Consider the following 13,431-nt stretch of genomic DNA (forward strand, 5'->3'; position numbering starts at 1 on the left):
GAGCCAGACGCCACGACTCGGCGGAAGCGGGTGCGGGTGCGGGTCAGGTGGCGGGCGGGTACGCCGCGATGGCGCGGATCCGGGTGGTTTTGTCAGCGACAGTCGGCGCTACCGGTCGGGTGATGAGCAGGCGAAGGTAGCGGGCCGTGAACGGTACGACGGCTCGGTCCGAGACTGCGGCGGTGTTACCTGTGACGTTGTCTCGGGTGGTCCACAGTTTGTTGTTGTCACTGGACTGCAGGACGAAGTCGCGGGTGTTCAGGTTCGGGTCGCCGGCGTGTTCGACGACGTACCTGCCGATGGTTCGGTCGGTGCCGAGGTCGATGGACAGCCAGGTCGTGCTGTGCCCCGAGGCGTTCACCCAGACGTCTTCGCCGGGGTCGGTCACCGAGTGCGCGGTGCTGTTGGCGGCGTCCGCGAGCACGGGCTTGTAGCGGGCGAGGTCCGGAGCCGAGTCGGCATCGGCCACGGCTGCGAACTCCAGTACGCGTGCGGTGGTGTCGTCCGATTGCGTCGGCCGATGCACGGTGATCCGGACGAAGCGGGTCAGTACCGGGCTCGTGAAGCGCCGCTCCGTCAGGTTCTCGGTGTTGCCCGTCACGGTGTCGACCGGGCGCCACGGTCCGGCGGCGCGTTGGGCCACCTCGATCGTGAAGTCCCTGGTGTTCCACGCGCTCGGGGCCGGACTCCCGGCGTACCCGGCGTGTTTGATCCGGTAGCCCGAGATGGTGCGTAGCCGGCCGAGGTCCAGTACGAGGTGGGCGTCCCGGCGGGCGTCCGCGGTCCAGTCGCGGGCGACGGCGACATCGGTGGTCGCGCGCGGTGCCGCCGGTTGGTCGGCCAGGTGCTCCAGATCCAGCCAGACGAACCGCGGGCGGTAGATCTCGGTGGTCAGCGGGTCGCTGCCGAGCCGGTTGACGTTGTAGCTCACCAGGAGCCGGCCGTCGTCGGAGAGACTCGGGTGCGCCTTCGCGTTGTAGCAGTACGTGCCGCCCTCGGTCTGCGACTCGTAGATGTACGGCTCCGGGCAGTTGTAGAACCGCACCCCGGCCTCGAACGGTCCGGTCGGCGACGACCCGACCGCGTACTCGAGCCCGGTCGAGTTCACGTTCCGCAGGTAGACCAGCAGGTACTTCCCGGCGTACCGGCCGCGCGGGATCGGCGTGACGCTCAGCTCCGTCGACACATCGGCATGCAGTACGGCGGAGTCCCGCACGCTGACCGTGATGTCGGTGCTCCACGTCGTACCGCTCCAGTACCGCCATGCCGTGACGTCGGCGAACCGGTCCCGCGGCACCCGCGCCACGACCAGGTCCTTCTGGCCGCCGAGCAACGTGTTCCGATAGCCGTACACGTACACGAACCCGTCCGTGCCCGGCATGATGCCGACCCCGAACATCACGATGTACGTACTGTTCCGCACCAGCAGCCCGAAGTTCTCGGTCCGCTGTACGGCGGTGTAGTCGGGCGTGCCGTCGACGATCGGGACCGCGATCAGGTCGACGCGGGCCGCGTTCCAGTCGGAGTCGGGCGCGAACCCGGTGGCGTACAGGGTGTCGCCGATCGCGATCCCGTCGTTCATCCAGAACCCGTTGCCGAAGGCGCCGGTGTCTCCGAGCACGAAGGTCGCGCGAGCGGGATCGGGGCGGTCGCCGGTCAGGACGGCGGAGGAGTTGTTGACGAACCCGGTCTGGTCGTAGGTCAGGTCGTCCGGGTCGACGGTGCCGATCCGGGTGTCGCTGAAGATGAACGCGGTCCGCGAGCCGGGGGTCGCGGAGGCGAGTCCGTCGCGCCCGTCGAGCGGGACGGAGTAGATCCCGTCCGCGCCGATCCAGCCGGAGCGGCGGTCGAAGAGTTGGGTCCATTCGTCCGCGCGGGTGGCACGGAGCGGACGGTCGACGGGGGAGGACCATGCCTTTGCTGACAGCGCCGGCAGCGCGGCGGAGACGCTCAGCCCGGTGGCGAGAGCGGCGTTGGTGCGCAGGAAAGTACGGCGGGAAACGGTGGTCACCGCACGGACCTTAGGGAGAAATGTCAACGTTGACAAGGCTATGTCAACGTTGACATCATCAAATCGCTTCGCACTTGTTGCCACCCAGTGAGGGAGTACCAACCGTGCGTCAACCCCGCCTTTCCCTGTTCGCGGCGATCCTGCTCGCCGCCACCGCCCTCTCCACGCCGGCCCTGGCCGCCCGACCCGCCCCTGTCACCGCCCCTGTCACCACCCCTGTCACCACCGCTGTGGACGCCGCCAAGCCCGTCAAGCCTGCCTCGAACCTGGTGGTCGAGAGCACGACCGAGCTCGGCCCACTCACCCAGAACCCGCACAACGCCGCCCGCGACAACGGGCAGAGCGTCCGCTACGGCAACCAGTCGGTGTGGTTCTTCGACGACACGATCCTGAAGAACCCGGACGGCTTCCTGACCAGCACCGCCGCGATCACCAGCGACCTGGACGCGAGCGACAACATCACGCTGACGTCGGCCAACCCGCTCGACGAGAACTCGACCGGCGTACCCCCGGAGTTCGTCCCGTTCTCCGCCGCCGAGCTCGCCTTCCAGCAGCAGCACGCGTCGAGCGACTGCACGAACTCCACCGACGAGTACTGCGGAACGGTGTTCGCGCACTGGCCCGGTCCGGTCGTGGTCGACCAGGCCCGGCACCGGATCCTGGTGTCGTACGGGAAGCTCTGCCGCGGCGGCCGGGTCGGTACGCCGTGCGAGTCCGGCTTCGTCGGCCAAGCGCAGGGCACCGGCCTGGTCTCGGTCGACATGAACAGCAAGACGATCACCCGGCTCACCGCGACCAACCGGCCGGCCGACATCCCGAGCCCGGAAGGCACCGACAACACGCTGTTCTTCCCGGTCGGCCAGGACTGGACCGGCAACGCGATGGTGCTGGTCGGCGACACGCTCTACGGGTACGGCAAGTGCACGCTGGACGGTTGCGCGGTCGCCAAGGTCCCGGTCGCGAACGTCACCGACATCTCCCAGTGGCGCTACTACACCGGTGCCGGCAGCAACGGTCAGCCGCAGTGGTCGGCGGATCCCACCAACACCGTGCTGGTCAAGGCCACGGGTGCGGCGGGTTCGACCGTCTACTGGGACAGCGCGTTCGGCGCCTACGTGAACACGTTCATGCCGTTCCAGTCGCAGGACGTCTTCTACCAGACCGCTCCGAACCCGTGGGGTCCGTGGAGCACGGCGACCAAGCTCTTCACCGCCGCGAAGACCAGCGGGATCGAGTACGCCGCGTTCGCGCACCCGGAGTACACAAGCGCGGACGGCCTGACGAAGTACTACACCTACTACACCTCGTCGACCGGTGCCCAGATGCTCGTCAAGGTCCGTTTCGCCAAAGCCTCGAAGGGCAAGTGATGCACCAGCACCCCCAACGCACCATCGATCGGGCGCGCCGGATGCTCGACGAGCGGGTCCTGCCCGCCGTCGAGCGCCGGTCGGCGCCGCTCGAGATCACCGTCCGGCGGTTGCCCGGTGAGCCCGAGCCCTTCGAGCAGGCCGTCGCCGGACCGTTCGAACCGTTCGCCGCCGGGTCCGCGTGGGGCCCGGCCTGGACCACCTCGTGGCTCCGGCTCCGGGGCGAGGTCCCGGCCGACTGGGCCGACGGAGCAGCCGGGGAAGCCGCCGTGGTGATCGACCTCGGCTTCGACGGCGGGCCGGGCTTCCAGAGCGAGGGCCTGGTGCACCGCGCCGACGGCAGCATCATCAAGGGCGTCCATCCCCGCAGCCAGTACGTCGACCCCGGGTCGACCACGGTCGATCTGTACGTCGAGGCCGCGGCGAACCCGGATGTCGCCGCGAAGGCGTTCCGTCCGACCGACCTCGGCAACGGGCTCGATCCGCACGGCGAACCGCAGTACCGGTTCCGGCGGGCCGAACTCGTCGCGCTCGACCGGGACGCGGAGCAGTTGGCGATCGATCTCGACGTACTGATCGGGTGGGCGGTCGAGTTGGCCGCCGACGATCCGCGCCGGTCGAAGATCCTGAGGGCACTCGATCGGGCCTGCGATGTCATCGATCCGGACCGGATCGCCGACTGTGTCGCCGCGGCGCGGGCCGAGCTCGCGCCGGTGCTGGCGCCGCGGTCGGTGCCGAGCGCGCATCGGGTCGCGGCCGTCGGGCATGCGCACATCGACTCGGCCTGGTTGTGGCCGATGCGCGAGACCGTGCGCAAGTGCACGCGGACGTTCTCGAACGTGCTCGCGTTGATGGACGACTATCCCGAGTTGCGGTTCGCGTGTTCGCAGGCGCAGCAGTACGCGTGGATCGAGGAGCACCAGCCGAAGCTGTTCGCGCGGATCGCCGACGCGGTCGCGGCCGGCCAGTTCGTCCCGGCCGGTGGGATGTGGGTCGAGTCCGACACGAACATGCCGGGCGGCGAGGCGCTGGTCCGCCAGTTCGTGCACGGCAAGCGGTACTTCGCCGAACGCTTCGGTGTGGAACCGCGGGAGGTCTGGCTGCCCGACTCGTTCGGCTACACGGCCGCGCTGCCGCAGATCGCCGTACTCGCGGGGTTCCGGTACTTCCTGACGCAGAAGCTCGCGTGGCATCCGACGAACCCGTTCCCGCACCACACGTTCTGGTGGGAAGGGATCGACGGGAGCCGGCTGTTCGCACACCTTCCACCGGTCGACACGTATTTGTCCGAGCTGTCTCCGGCCGAGCTGAACCACGCGACTCACAATTTCCGCGACCACGCCGGTGCGACGACCTCGCTCGTGCCCTTCGGTCATGGTGACGGCGGTGGCGGGCCGACCTCCTTGATGATGGAGCGCGCCCGGCGGCAAGCCGATCTCGAAGGCGCACCGCCGATCGAGCACCTGACTCCGGCCGCGTTCTTCGAGCGCGCGGAAGCGGAGTACCCCGACGCACCGGTGTGGGTCGGAGAGCTGTACATGGAGGCGCATCGCGGGACCTACACGTCGCAGGCGGCGATGAAGCGCGGCAACCGCCGCGGCGAACACCTGCTGCGCGAGGCCGAGCTCTGGTGTACGACGGCCACGCTCCGCGCCGGAGCGCCGTACCCGTACGACGCGTTCGACCGGATCTGGAAGACGGTCCTGCTGCACCAGTTCCACGACGTGCTGCCGGGCTCGTCGATCGCGTGGGTGCATCGGGAGGCGCGGGCGGCGTACGAGCAGGTGCAGGCCGAGCTCGAGGAGCTGATCGCGAGCGCTCTCGGGCAGTTGACCGGCGATGGCGAGACGACGATCCGCTTCAACGCCGTACCGTCCGTCGTGGCGGGGCTCCCGGCGCTGGGAGCATCGCAGGAGCCGGCAGCGACGGGTCCTGCCGTGTCGGTGCAGCGTGGTGACGATCTGGTCATCGACAACGGTGTCCTGCGGATCACGATCGCTCCCGACGGAACGATCCCGTCGCTCGTCGACACGCGTTACCACCGCGAGCTCGTCGCCGAGGGTGCCCGGCTGAACGACCTGGTCCTGCACCACGACCTCCCGAACGCTTTCGACGCCTGGGATCTCGACGACACCTACCGCGCGACCGCGACGCCGCTGCGGGTCCTGGATTCGTTGCACGTCACCGAGCGGCCGGGTGAGGTGGTGGTGGAGGTACGCCGGTCGCACGGCGCGTCGACGTACCACCAGACGATCACCCTCGCGGCCGGCTCGGATCGGGTCGACTTCGCGGTCGAGGTGGACTGGCACGAGCGGGAGAAATTGCTCAAAGCAACGTTCGGTCTGGACGTCCGGGCGAACGACGCGGCGGCCGAGATCCAGTTCGGTCACATCCGCCGGACGACGCACGACAACACCACCTGGGACGAGGCCAAGTTCGAGGTGTGCGCGCATCGGTGGGTGCACGTCGGCGAGCCCGGCTTCGGGATCGCGGTCGCCAACGACTCGACGTACGGGCACGACATACGGCGGCTGCCGGGGCGATCGGGTGATCCACTGGCGGGACGGACCGGCACCGGGATCGGGCTCTCGCTGCTGCGAGCGCCGCGGTACCCCGATCCGGAGACCGACCAGGGCCGGCACCACGCGCGCTACACGCTGGTGTCCGGCGCCGACATAGCGACCGCGGTCGAGGCCGGTCTGCGCCTGAACCTCCCGGTCCGCGAGGTCCGCGGTACGACGGCACCTGCGCCGGTCGTCGCGGTCGAGGGCGAGGGCGTGGTGATCGAGACCGTGAAGCTTGCCGAGGACCGCTCCGGGGACGTGATCGTCCGGTTCTACGAGGCGCTCGGCGCGCGCACCAGCGGGCGGCTGCACTGGGATTTCGTTGCCGAGGGCGCCGAAATCGTCGACCTGCTGGAGCGCCCGCTCGGGAGCTTCGACGGGAGCTTCGAACTGCGTCCGTTCCAGATCCTGACCGTCCGGCTTCGAGTCCGGGAGGTGGACTCCGATGAACTCCACTAAGCGGCGCCGGGACGCGATCCTGGGGTACTGCTTCATCTCGCCCGCGATCATCGGCCTGCTGCTGTTCGTCGCCTACCCGATGGTGACCTCGCTGTACCACTCGTTCACCCGGTGGAACGGGCTGACACCGGCCACGTGGGTCGGCCTGGAGAACTACAAGTTCCTGTTCACCAACGACCCGACGTTCTGGCCGTCGCTGAAGGTGACCGTGCTGTGGGTGGTCATCTCGGTGCCGGCCACGCTGCTCGCCGGGCTCGCGCTCGCGGTCGTGGTGAACCGCGGGATCAAGGGCGTCAAGGTGTTCCGGACGATCTTCTACCTGCCGGTCGTGCTGCCCGCGGTCGCCGTACTGACGTTGTGGAAGTACATCTACGACCCGACGTACGGGCTGGCGAACCAGTTGCTGAAGGCCCTGCACCTGCCGACGAGCATGTGGCTGGGGGACGCGCATGTCGCGCTGCCCGCGATCCTGATCGTCGGCGTCTGGAGTGTCGGCGGGACGATGATGATCTTCCTCGCCGGGCTGCAGGCGGTGCCGGACGAGATCCAGGAGGCGGCCAAGGTCGACGGCGCCGGCGCGTTCCGCCGGTTCACCAAGATCACGCTGCCGATGATCGGGCCGATCATGATGCTCCAGCTGATGCTGGCGCTGAACGGCGCGTTCCAGACCTTCAACCAGGTCGCGATCCTGACCAAGGGCGGACCCGGACACTCCACGAACCTGTTGATGTACAAGATCTACAACGACGGGTTCGCCGACTTCATCACCTCACCGCAGCTCGGGTACGCGACCGCCGAGGTGTGGGTGCTGTTCGTGATCGTGATGCTGGTGACCGTCGTGATGCTGCGCCTCACCCGGAACCGCGTCTACCAGGGGGAGGGCTCATGACCGCCGAAGCGCTTGTCATCGCACGTCCGGCCGCGCTGACCCAGCGGGTGCCGTTCATGCTGTCCCGAGTCGCCTGGTACGCCCTCTGCGGGTTGCTCGCGGTGTCGATGCTGCTGCCGCTGGTGTGGATGGTCAGCATCGCGCTCAAGGGCAACGGCGACATCAACCAACTGCCACCGTCGTTCCTGCCCCGCGAGTTCCGGGCCGCGAACTTCGTCGACGGTCCGGCACAGATCGGTTTCTACCGGTTGCTGCTGAACACCGTGATCGTCACTGTACTGTCGACGATCGGTGCCGTGGTCAGTTCGATGATCGTCGGGTACGGCATCTCCCGGATCGACTTCCCGGGCCGCCGGTTCTGGTTCGCGCTGATCTCCGGCAGCATCTTCGTGCCGGGCATCGTCGGGCTGATCCCGTTGCAGCACCTCTACATCAGCCTGGGCCTGATCGACACCTGGGTGCCGCTGATCCTGCCGGCGTTCTTCGGGAGCCCGATCTTCGTGTTCCTGGCGCGGCAGTACTACCAGTCGATCCCGAAGTACCTCGACGAATCCGCGACGATCGACGGCGCGGGGCACTGGATGATCTTCACCCGGATCATGGTGCCGCTCACGAAGCCGGTCTGGATCACGGTCGCGATCATGAGTTTCCAGCTCGCCTGGAACGACTACCTCAGTCCGTTGGTGTACCTGCAGGACTCGAAGAAGTTCACGCTCCCACTGGGCATGGCCGCGTTCCTGTCGGACCAGGCGGGGTCTCAGTACAACTACTACATGGCGACGAACCTGCTGTTCGTCGTACCGCCGCTGGTGCTGTTCTTCCTCGCCCAGCGCTACTTCATGGAGGGCCTCGGCGCCCTCGGAACCATCGCCAAATGAGGAGATCGATGATGCCCACAATCAGGGCGACCGCAGTGCTCGTCGTCGCCGGACTCGCCCTCGCCGGCTGCGGTGGCGGCGGTTCGGGCGCCGCGAAGGGCGGCGACGGGAACGTCACCTACATGACCTGGGAGTCCGTGGCCACCAACGCGGCCCTGGACAAGAGCATGGCCAAGATGGACGGCGTCACGGTCAAGCGGGAGGAGTCGCCGAACGCGGACTACGCGCAGAAGCTCGCCTCGCTGATCATGTCCAAGAAGGCCCCGGACTTCTTCTGGTGCTCGAACTCGCAGGAGCAGAACCTCGCGGCGGAAGGGTTGCTGTACGACTGGTCGTCGTACCTGAAGAAGGGCGACGGGCTGCAGGCGGACAAGTTCTCGCCGGGGTCGCTCGACCTGTGGCGGAACCCGGAGGGCAAGCTGTTCGGGATCCCGACGCTGGCGAACACGTACGGGTTCTTCTACAACAAGACGGCCTTCGACAAGGCGAAACTGAAGGTGCCCGCGACCGGGTGGACCTGGGACCAGTTGTTCACCGACATCGCGGCCCTGAAGCGCACCGACGCCAAGACCACGCCCCTGGTGAACGCGTGGTCGTTGCTGGAGAGCCCGCAGGGCGTCTCGGCGTACTCCGTCGCGAACGGTGGCGCGCCGATCATCGACAAGCCGATCGGTGCCAAGGAACTGAAGGCCGACGCGACCTTCCGGACCGGGGCGGAGCGGATCGCGGCGGCGATCAAGGCCGGCGAGATGACCAACCCGGACTACGACGGGACGAACGCGGTCGCCAGGTTCGCCAACGGCGGGATCCCGCTGATGTTCGGCGGCCAGTGGCTGCACCAGTCGATCACTCAGAACAAGCCGAAGTTCGAGTGGGGCTACGCCCCCTGGCCGGCCGGTACGGCGAAATCCGTGCAGCCGATCGAGACCAACGGCGTCTGCTCGCCGGCCACGCTGAAGGACCCCGAGACCACGTGGAAGGTGATCAGCTACATGGAGGTCACCGGCTTCAACGAGACGATGAAGGACCAGCCGATCGCCCCGATCGCCTACGAGCCCGGTTCCAAGGGGTACTACGAAGCGCTGCAGGCCGGTGACGCCGCGGCGAAGAGCATCGCCGCGACCGCGACGTACGAGTTGGGGGTGAAGGACAAGTTCGTCACCCAGTTCCTCGACCCGTGGTCGACCCCGGCCGGCGACGTGGTCGGTACCACCTGGAACCCGGCGCTGTCCGGGAAGAAGGACGTGGCGGCGGGCGTCGACGGCATGGTTGCCGGTGTCAACAAGTTGATCAACAAATGAGCGCGCCGGTGGTCGACTACCCGTTCGGGCCGTTCGTGCCGCGGCCGGAGAACCCCGTTCTCCGGCCCGGCCGGCACGAGTGGGAGTCGGCAAATGTCTACAACCCGTCGGCCTTGGTGGTGGACGGGCGGATCGCGCTGATCTACCGCGCGCATGCCGCGGACATCGTGTCGCATCTTGGTCTCGCCTGGTCCGACGACGGTCTCACCTTCGAGACCGAGCCCGATCCGGTGCTGTCGCCCACGGAAGACTACGAACGCTTCGGGTGTGAGGATCCGCGTGTCGTCCTCGTCGACGGGACCTACTACCTGACGTACACCGGTTGGGACCGGCACACCGCGCGGCTCTGCCTCGCGACGTCGACCGACCTGCGGACCTGGGAGAAGCACGGGCCGATGTTCCCGGGCATCAACACGTTCGCCGGAGTCCGCGAGACGCCAGGGCCGGAGTGGAGCAAGGGTGGCGTGATCCTGCCCGAGCCGATCGACGGGCGGTACCTGATGTGGTTCGGCGAGGGCAACATCCACCTCGCCACCTCCGACGATCTCCTGCACTGGAAGGCCGATCCGACGCCGGTGCTACGGCCCGAACCCGGCACGTTCATGGGCGACCTCGTCGAGACTGGTCCGCAACCGGTCCGGACCCGCACCGGTCACGTCCTGCTGATGCACAACAGCGCGGTGGTCCGGCCCGAAGGCGGCGTGTACTACGCCTGCGGTCAGGTACTGATCGACCCGCGGCAACCGGACAAGGTCGTCGCCAAACTGACCGAGCCGTGGCTGGAACCGAGCACGTACGAGGACCAGCACGGCCTGGTCGACAACGTCACGTTCGTCGAAGGACTGGTGTTCCACCGCGGGACCTGGTTCGCGTACTACGGCCAGAGCGATACCACCGTTGGTGTCGCCACGTTCACCCCGGAGGGCTCGTGATCGAACTTGCTGACGGTGCCCGCGTGATGTTCACCGGGGACTCGATTACCGACTGCCACCGCCGGGACACCGACAACCCGCTCGGGTACGGGTACCCGCTACTCGTCGCGGGCCAGTTCGGCCGCCGTACGCCGGATCGCGTGCCGGTGTGGATGAACAGCGGGATCTCCGGTGACACGCTCGCCGGGTTGGGCAGTCGGTGGCAGTCCGACGTACTCGATGCCCGGCCGGACGTGGTGTCGATCCTGATCGGGATCAACGACACGGGGTACCGGTTCTCGTTCGGGCACGAGGAGGTTCCGGCTGAGTCGTATCGGGCCGGATATCGGCGGTTGCTGGAGCCGCTGGCCGACGTACAACTGGTGCTGATCGAGCCGTTCCTGCTGCCGGTGAAGGAGGATCAGTGGGCTTGGCGGGCTGACCTCGACGCGAAGATCCAGGTGGTGCGAGAGCTGGCGCGGGAGTTCGGCGCGGCTCTGGTTGCGGCCGACGGTATGTTCGCCGAACTCGCGGCGAGCACCGGTCCGGAGCACTGGCTCTTCGACGGCGTCCACCCGACCCCCGCCGGCCACCAGGCCCTGGCCGAATCCTGGCTCCGCCAGGTGAGCTAACGCGGCCTCGCCCCCTCAACCGCCGGCCCACCCCCGCGATTTCCAAGGCGACAACCCTCCACCCGAGGCGGCAACCCTCCACCCGAGCGGGCAACCCTCCACCCGAGCGGGCAACCCTCCTGTTGGTGGGCCAACCCTCCGTTTGCGGGGGTACCGGTTCGGCCCGAGGGTTGCCTCCTCAACCGACGGGTTGCCCCCTCGATTTTCGAGGGGGCAGGGCTGCATCTGAGGGGGCAACCCTGTTGTTGGTGGGCCAACCCTCCGTTTGCGGGGGTGCCGGCTCGGCCCGGGGGTTGCCCGCCCAACCGACGGGTTGCCCCCTCGAATTCCGAGGGGGCAACCCTCCGCCTGAGGGGGCAAGCCTCCGCCTGAGCGGGCAACCGTCCGCCTGACGGGGCCGCCCTTCACCTGCGGGGGTGCCTGTTCGATTGGGGGGTGCCGGACCGGAATTTGTGGGGCAACCCGACGGGTGAGGGGGCGGGCCGGCTAGTAGGTGGGGTTGTCGTTGACGACGAGGCGGGCGGGGACCTCGAGGCGGTGGGGGGAGCGGGACGGGTCGGCGAGGCGCTCGAACAGGAGCTGCGCGCCGGCCCGTCCGACGTCGTACGGGTCGCTGTCGATCACCGACACCCCGAACGCCGCCGCCAGCTCGAACCGGTCGAAGCACACCACGTCGATCCGCCGCCGCGCGAACGCCGCCGACTGCAGCAACCCCGTGCACAACCGGTTGTTGTCCACGAACACCGCATCGGGTGCGGCGGTCGGGAGCAGGTCGTCGGCGGCTCGACGGGCGTCGTCCTCGCTGACCAGATTGTCGCGAACGAGCGCCGGGTCGACCGCGATCCCGGCGGTTTCGAGCGCGGCGACGTACCCGGCCCAGCGTTCCTGGGCGCCGCTGCCGCTGCGCGGGTGCCCGAGGTACGCGATCCGGCGGCAGCCCTTCGCCAGCAGGTGCTCGATCCCCGAGGTGGTGCTGGCCGCGTTCGTGGTCGTGACCGAGTCCATCGACTCGCCGAGCCCCGGCGGCGGGGAGTCGACGAACACGATCGCGGACCCGAAGCGCGCCTCGTTCGCCAGGTACCCGAGGTCGTCGCCGACCGGCGCGATGATCAGGCCGGCCACCCGGTGCGCGAAGAACGATCGGATCGCCCGGTGCTCGAGATCCGGGTCGTTCTGCGCGTCGGCGGTCAGCACCAGGTACCCGCGCTCGGAGGCGACGGAGTGGATGCCGCGCAGCATCGGAGCGAAGAACGGGTTGGTGCAGTCGCCGAGCGTGACTCCGATCGAGGTCATCGCCTGGTTCTTCCGGCGCAGTCCGGCCGCCACGTCGTTCAGCTGTACGCCGAGGCGGTCGGCCTCCGCGACGATCCGCTGCCGCGTCGACTCCCGCACCTTCGGGTCACCGCGCAGGGCCCGCGACACGGTCTTGATACTCACACCGGTCGTCGCCGCCACATCCTCGAGCCGCGGCCGCCGCGCAGGTTCACTCATGACCCCAGTGTAATGTCAACGTTGACATAGTCCTCCTCAGCCACGGTTCTCCGCCCAAACCGAAGCGTACGACGAGATCCTCCGGAAAACGCCGCACCCCACGGGGCGGTACGTCGGGTAGGCGCTTCGCTTGGGGAAGATCGGTCACCGCTGCGCGGCGCCTCAGTTCCACCGCCTCCGTCGGGTGCACGAGCTGTCGGGCGCTGGGGATGTGGTGGAGTGGGCGATGCGGCGCCGTGTCGGGCTCGGGGTCGGTGGATGTTCGGGCTGGGGGAGATGAGTCACTGCTGCGCGGCGGCTGAGTTTCGCCGTCTCCGGCGGGTGCGCGGGGTGTTGTACGCGCACCTGTGGTGGCGCGGGCGATGCGACGGTGCGTCGGGGTCGCGCTTGGTGGGTGCTTCGCGCGGGGAGATCGGTCACCGCTGCGGGGCGGCTCAGTTCCACCGCCGGCGGGTGCGCGAGCTGTTGCGTGCGGAGACGGGTCGCGTCCGTAACCCGATCGCGCATCCGGGCGGTTCTCGCCTGACGTCTACCCGTCCCGAGCCTCGTGCGTCGAGTCGTCGGTTTTGGTTGCGTTCAGTAACCGCGATCCACGACTCGGGTTTGGCGTGCGAACCATTTGCCACGAGTCGGGCATTCAGAGCAGGTCCGGGGCGCCGATCGGGAGCCCGAGGCGCGATCGTCGCCGCGGGCGGCGGGACAGCCGAGTCGCCGCGCAGCGGTGTTCGTTTCACCTGCGTCGCGAGGTGGCCGGCGGGTGGTCCGTGGGTGGTGCGGCGGTCCGGGCAGGTCTTCGACGCCGGGTGGGGTCCTCGGGTGCACGATCCGCGACCGCTGGAGGTGAGAAGAGCTGAGTCGCCGCGCAGCGGTGTTCGTTTCACCTGCGTCGCGAGGTGGCCGGCGGGTGGTCCGTGGGTGGTGCGGCGTT

The 13,431-nt window shown here is 68.5% G+C and carries 9 protein-coding genes; 7 read left to right on the forward strand and 2 right to left on the reverse strand.

All coding sequences use genetic code 11. The annotated features are described in order from the left end of the window. Nucleotides 1–43 precede the first annotated feature (43 nt). Nucleotides 44–2,011 (reverse strand): discoidin domain-containing protein, encoded by a 1,968-nt coding sequence (locus ACFYRH_RS28245; protein ID WP_387781693.1) that lies wholly within the window; start codon nucleotides 2,009–2,011, stop codon nucleotides 44–46. Between the two features lie 104 nt (nucleotides 2,012–2,115). On the opposite strand from ACFYRH_RS28245, the gene ACFYRH_RS28250 reads away from it, so the two are divergent. The 7 genes from ACFYRH_RS28250 to ACFYRH_RS28280 are packed head-to-tail and all read left to right on the forward strand — an operon-like array spanning nucleotide 2,116 to nucleotide 11,012. After that, nucleotides 2,116–3,378, forward strand: a complete 1,263-nt coding sequence (locus ACFYRH_RS28250) for a DUF4185 domain-containing protein (RefSeq protein ID WP_387781695.1) — start codon at nucleotides 2,116–2,118, stop codon at nucleotides 3,376–3,378. Then, nucleotides 3,378–6,401 (forward strand): alpha-mannosidase, encoded by a 3,024-nt coding sequence (locus ACFYRH_RS28255; protein WP_387781697.1) that lies wholly within the window; start codon nucleotides 3,378–3,380, stop codon nucleotides 6,399–6,401. Before ACFYRH_RS28250 ends, ACFYRH_RS28255 begins: the two co-directional genes overlap by 1 nt. Next, complete coding sequence (locus tag ACFYRH_RS28260; RefSeq protein WP_387781699.1) at nucleotides 6,388–7,290, forward strand: carbohydrate ABC transporter permease; 903 nt, start codon at nucleotides 6,388–6,390, stop codon at nucleotides 7,288–7,290. The genes ACFYRH_RS28255 and ACFYRH_RS28260 overlap by 14 nt, the downstream gene beginning before the upstream one ends. Beyond that, nucleotides 7,287–8,168 carry a carbohydrate ABC transporter permease gene (locus ACFYRH_RS28265; RefSeq protein ID WP_387781701.1) on the forward strand — a complete coding sequence of 294 codons (882 nt, stop codon included), beginning with the start codon at nucleotides 7,287–7,289 and terminating at the stop codon, nucleotides 8,166–8,168. Before ACFYRH_RS28260 ends, ACFYRH_RS28265 begins: the two co-directional genes overlap by 4 nt. Nucleotides 8,169–8,179: 11 nt before the next feature. Further along, nucleotides 8,180–9,469, forward strand: coding sequence for an ABC transporter substrate-binding protein (locus tag ACFYRH_RS28270; protein WP_387781703.1), 1,290 nt, complete (start codon nucleotides 8,180–8,182; stop codon nucleotides 9,467–9,469). Beyond that, nucleotides 9,466–10,401 (forward strand): glycoside hydrolase family 130 protein, encoded by a 936-nt coding sequence (locus ACFYRH_RS28275; RefSeq protein WP_387781705.1) that lies wholly within the window; start codon nucleotides 9,466–9,468, stop codon nucleotides 10,399–10,401. Before ACFYRH_RS28270 ends, ACFYRH_RS28275 begins: the two co-directional genes overlap by 4 nt. Next, nucleotides 10,398–11,012 (forward strand): SGNH/GDSL hydrolase family protein, encoded by a 615-nt coding sequence (locus ACFYRH_RS28280; protein WP_387781707.1) that lies wholly within the window; start codon nucleotides 10,398–10,400, stop codon nucleotides 11,010–11,012. The genes ACFYRH_RS28275 and ACFYRH_RS28280 overlap by 4 nt, the downstream gene beginning before the upstream one ends. A 486-nt stretch (nucleotides 11,013–11,498) precedes the next feature. On the opposite strand, the gene ACFYRH_RS28285 is transcribed toward ACFYRH_RS28280, so the two are convergent. Next, nucleotides 11,499–12,503: a LacI family DNA-binding transcriptional regulator gene (locus ACFYRH_RS28285; protein ID WP_387781709.1), complete on the reverse strand. Its 1,005-nt coding sequence runs from the start codon at nucleotides 12,501–12,503 to the stop codon at nucleotides 11,499–11,501. Between the last annotated feature and the right edge of the window lie 928 nt (nucleotides 12,504–13,431).

Source organism: Kribbella sp. NPDC004875, from assembly GCF_042873375.1.
Lineage (GTDB): Bacteria > Actinomycetota > Actinomycetes > Propionibacteriales > Kribbellaceae > Kribbella.

What these genes read in the sequence shown, in the direction of transcription:
- ACFYRH_RS28255 (WP_387781697.1), top strand. Translation starts at nt 3,378, where the DNA reads ATGCACCAGCACCCCCAACGCACCATCGATCGGGCGCGCCGGATGCTC.
- ACFYRH_RS28260 (WP_387781699.1), top strand. Translation starts at nt 6,388, where the DNA reads ATGAACTCCACTAAGCGGCGCCGGGACGCGATCCTGGGGTACTGCTTC.
- ACFYRH_RS28265 (WP_387781701.1), top strand. Translation starts at nt 7,287, where the DNA reads ATGACCGCCGAAGCGCTTGTCATCGCACGTCCGGCCGCGCTGACCCAG.
- ACFYRH_RS28270 (WP_387781703.1), top strand. Translation starts at nt 8,180, where the DNA reads ATGCCCACAATCAGGGCGACCGCAGTGCTCGTCGTCGCCGGACTCGCC.
- ACFYRH_RS28275 (WP_387781705.1), top strand. Translation starts at nt 9,466, where the DNA reads ATGAGCGCGCCGGTGGTCGACTACCCGTTCGGGCCGTTCGTGCCGCGG.
- ACFYRH_RS28285 (WP_387781709.1), bottom strand. Translation starts at nt 12,503, where the DNA reads ATGAGTGAACCTGCGCGGCGGCCGCGGCTCGAGGATGTGGCGGCGACG.